General features: G+C 51.2%; 2 protein-coding genes. Both read left to right on the forward strand.

Going from position 1 to position 4196, the window contains the following annotated elements:
* Positions 1 to 2632, forward strand: a 2632-nt coding sequence (locus MJZ26_14605) for an SUMF1/EgtB/PvdO family nonheme iron enzyme (protein MCQ2107008.1), incomplete at its 5' end; no start/stop codon positions are given.
* A 115-nt stretch (positions 2633 to 2747) separates the two neighbouring features.
* Positions 2748 to 4064 carry an ATP-binding protein gene (locus MJZ26_14610; protein MCQ2107009.1) on the forward strand — a complete coding sequence of 439 codons (1317 nt, stop codon included), beginning with the start codon at positions 2748 to 2750 and terminating at the stop codon, positions 4062 to 4064.
* Positions 4065 to 4196 lie beyond the last annotated feature (132 nt).

Here is a 4196-nt window from a genome sequence, read left to right on the forward strand (position 1 = left end):
GGCGGAGAAGGCGAAGGCGGAGGAAGCCGCGCAGAAGGCAAGGGAGGCAGAGGAGCGGCGCATCGCCGAGGAGAAGGCGGCCGCTGAACGGAAGGCCAAGATCGCAGAGTGGCGTCGCATTGAAGCGGAGCGGACGAAGATCGAAAAGCAGGATCCTTCAGCATTGGCCGTGCGCGAGACGCCCAAGTCTGCAGAGCCCAGGCCGGAACCCGAAAAACCCAAAGAAGAGTTCGTCGTCGTGAAAGACGAGCTGGAGGAAAAGGTCGATTACGGGCCGATTCCCGACAAGAAGTACATCTGGCTTAAGAACGGCAATGTGGCACTTCCACAGGAAGTCAATTTCCAACTGGCGAACGGTGCGCAGATCGAACTTGTCCCGCGCAAAGCCGGTAGTTTCCTGATGTCGAACGAATGGGATAGCGGCAAGCGGTTTCACAAGGTGACGTTGACACGGCCCTTTTGGATGAGCAAGTATTACGTTACAGTTTTGCAGTTGAGAGATTTTGCCCCGAATGATCATGAAGACGCTTATCAGATTGCGAAAAAACTCAATTTCAAGTATCCGGTGAGCAAGCGAATCAATCGACAGACGATTGACGCGTATTGCGCATACCTGACAAAGCGATATGAAAAGCAGCTTCCTGCGGGATACGTCTTTCGCCTGCCGTCGGAGGCGGAATGGGAATATACGCAGGAAGTGGATGCAACAATTGGCAAATATGAACAGTGGGATGTGAAAGATTGGTCGGATTTCGTCTCGGGCAGTGGTGAAGTGGCGCGAGAAACGTTCAAGTCAATTTGTAAAGAGTATGGATCGAGCCGCGACGTCTGGTTGCTGGATGATTTTTGGAATTCCGGATGGACAAAAGATGCCAATATTTTTGTAGGAGGAAAGCAAAAGCCGTTTGCATCTGGGGTGTATGACATGTGCCACAGCTACTGGTTATGGTGGTGGCGTAATGTCCTGTTGGATACCATGCCGCGAGGAGTGAAAATTGAATATGCCGATGAAGAGGTTGATCCGCTTTGTTGGGCAGAGGAACTTAGCGTCTATGATGGACGGCGTACCGATATTCTGTGTCGTCGGTGGACGTTTGAGACAATGGGTTCGCGTGACCGAGTGGATGCCAACAGGACGTTTGTGTTTCATATTGTGCTCGGCCCTGATCTGGTCGGCGAAAAGACGTGGCAGACGTGTAAATCTGTTGTTGATGATGTCAAGTTGGCCAAGCCCATTGTGCAGAAATACGGTTGGAATCCGCAAAAGGTTCCGGCAAAGATTTCAAAGCCAAAGGAAGTCAAGTTCAAGTTGGCGAATGGCGGTGAAATGATTTTCTGCACGATTCCCAAGGGGCGTTTCCAGATGTCCAACATCGAAGGGCAACCGAAGCAGACTCATCGGGTCGAATTCACCTATCCGTTTTGGTTCAGCAAATACTGCGTTTCAACCAGGCAGTGGCGAGAGTTCGGTCGGTTTGACGATGAGAAGGCGAAGCCGATCGAGAGGATTTTTCAGAAAGAGGGTTATCCCATTTGCATGCAACGCAACTATCGGCAATGGATGGCGTATTGCCGATTCCTGAACGAACGGTACGGTGACAAGCTCCCTGCCGGATATGTGTTCCGACTGCCGACCGAGGCGGAGTGGGAATATGCGGTGGCCGCCAATCCAAAAGGCGATGTATTTGCGGTCAACAGTTCTGTTTTTGACAATTGGAACGAGCGATACCTGTCGCAATTCGAAAAACTTCTGCATAAGAAACGTATCCCCGCGTCTATCGGGATCGGTAAGGCCGGATGGACGGGTAACTATTCCTATCACAACGAATATTACATAGGCGGTCGTCTTGAAGCAAACGCATGGGGTGTGTGCGATGTGATTATTGGAGGAGAGGGACATGTTGTGTTGGATACATACGATGTCGAAGGCGGGACGTTCAATGGCATTGCTGAGGAACATGGGCGGGGACTTCCGATTCGCGATATGATTTACGATGATGTCGAAGTTGATCCGTTCCATTCGGATGGACGAGTTGCAAGACGATGCGTTGTTCGGCGGAGCTGGACCGGCCGTTGTTTACGGCAATTTTGGGAGGGCAATGGTTTCGCGCATATCGTAGTTGGTCCTGATTTGGAAAAAGCGAAGAAGGATTCTGAACTTGAGCCCTATCCGGAGGAGGACTTTGGGGGGCGCTTTCTTGGCGATGGTGCAAAAATCAAAGACCTTTCCTCGTCGCAAATGGATTGGACGGAGGGGCAAAGGCGGATGCTCTCACGTGAATCCACGATTGCACGCGCCATCGACAAGGGCGAAGATGTAAAGGGATTCCATACGCGACCGGAGGATTCCCCTTGGGTTATTCTGGAACTTGAGAACAAAAGTCAGATTACGGGCCTTCAGATTGAACGGTTCACGTACGAGGGACAGACGCAGCATTTGATCGTGCGGACATCGGAAGACGGCAAACGATGGCGTGAAGTCGCCAAGGATGAGCAGACGCGGCATCGGTATCGGTTTGACTTGCAGAAGAAGAACGTCAAGGCGAAGTACATTTGGATCGGACGCGAACCTGGATTTCGAAAAAACGACGCCTTTGCGCTCGATAAGGTCCTCATCTACGGCAAGAAGTGATGTTTGACCGTATTGTCACTATTGCGTTAAAATGCAAAATATAGTACAATTTGCTTCGTAAACAACCGTTCCGTAAACGGTCGTTCCGAAGTTTGGTGAGAAGAAAGAGGTACTCATGAGGTTTTTTGACCGAAAGAATGAGTTGGCGCTTCTGCGTACGATTCGAGAAGAGTCGTTCAAAGGGTCATGCATGACGATTTTGAAAGGGCGTCGGCGGGTTGGAAAGACATCGCTTCTGCAAGAGGCATACGGGGATCGTGATTATCTGTATCTCTTTGTCGCGCGGAAGAATGAGGCGGATTTGTGTGAGGATTTCTGTCAGGAGATTGCGCGGTACTTCAAGTTGGCGATACCCGGAAAGATGAGTTCGTTTGAGGAGGTCTTCAAGTTCCTGCTGGACATGGCGGAAAGGGAGCCTTGCACGATTGTCATTGATGAGTTTCAGGAATTCCTTCGGGTGAATCCTTCGATCTTCAGCGTCATGCAGCGGGATTGGGATCGGAAGAAACGGTCCGCAAAGGTCAATCTGATCGTCAGTGGCAGCATCAACCGGATGATGGAGCAGATATTCGCCGCGGATCAGCCGTTGTATGGAAGGGCAACGCACGAAATCAACCTTGATCCCTTTACGACGGCGACGGTCAAGGAGATTCTGTCCGAACATGCGCCGGATTACACGGTGGATGATCTTCTCGCGCTATGGACGTTTACCGGCGGTGTCGCCAAATACGTCGAACTGCTGATGGATGCGGGCGCGTTCACCCTTGATGCGATGGTGAAGCGGATGGTTTCGGAGGGTTCGACCATCATCAACGAGGGCAAGGTGCTGTTGGTCGATGAATTCGGGAAGGATTACGGAACCTATTTCTCAATTCTTTCGCTTATCGCGGCGGGCAACAACACCCGCTCGGAAATCGAGAATGCCATTGGCACGGATGTCGGCGGTTATCTGACCAAATTGGAAGTCGAGTACCGTTTGGTGTCGAAGGATCTTCCGGTCTGTGAGAGGAAGTCCAATCGGAATGTCCATTACACCCTGAAGGACAATTTCCTCCGATTCTGGTTCAGGTTCGTCTGGAAGTACCAATCGCTGATTGAGCTTAGGGCATATGGTCGGCTGCAGGATGTCATTCTTCGCGATTATCGGGTGTTCAGTGGCAAGGCGCTCGAGGATTACTACCAGCACAAGTTCGCGGAGAGCGGGAAGTTCACGAAAATTGGGAACTGGTGGGATCGCAGGAGCCAGAACGAAATCGACATTGTCGCCATTGATGAGCTGACGAAAACGATCAATTTCTGCGAGGTAAAACGCAGCGGAGAAAGAATTGACCTTGGAGCATTGTCCGAAAAGGTCGAGGCATTCCACCGCGCCACGGGCGATTATACCGACTACCATGCCGACTACCTGGCCCTGTCGATGTCGGAAATGTAATAGGTAACGGAAGAATTTATGAATATAGCGGATTTGTTTGCCGTTGTACAAGGCTCCCTTGCCGGCGGGGGGCAGACGGCTGTCACATTCTGTCGGGACATGCGTAACTTCAGGTGAAAGGGAGGAAATTTC

Source organism: Fibrobacter sp. (assembly GCA_024398965.1).
Taxonomy (GTDB): Bacteria; Fibrobacterota; Fibrobacteria; order Fibrobacterales; family Fibrobacteraceae; genus Fibrobacter.

Bases quoted from the DNA above. Each gene is read 5' to 3' on its own strand.
- MJZ26_14610 (MCQ2107009.1), top strand. From the start codon at position 2,748: ATGAGGTTTTTTGACCGAAAGAATGAGTTGGCGCTTCTGCGTACGATT.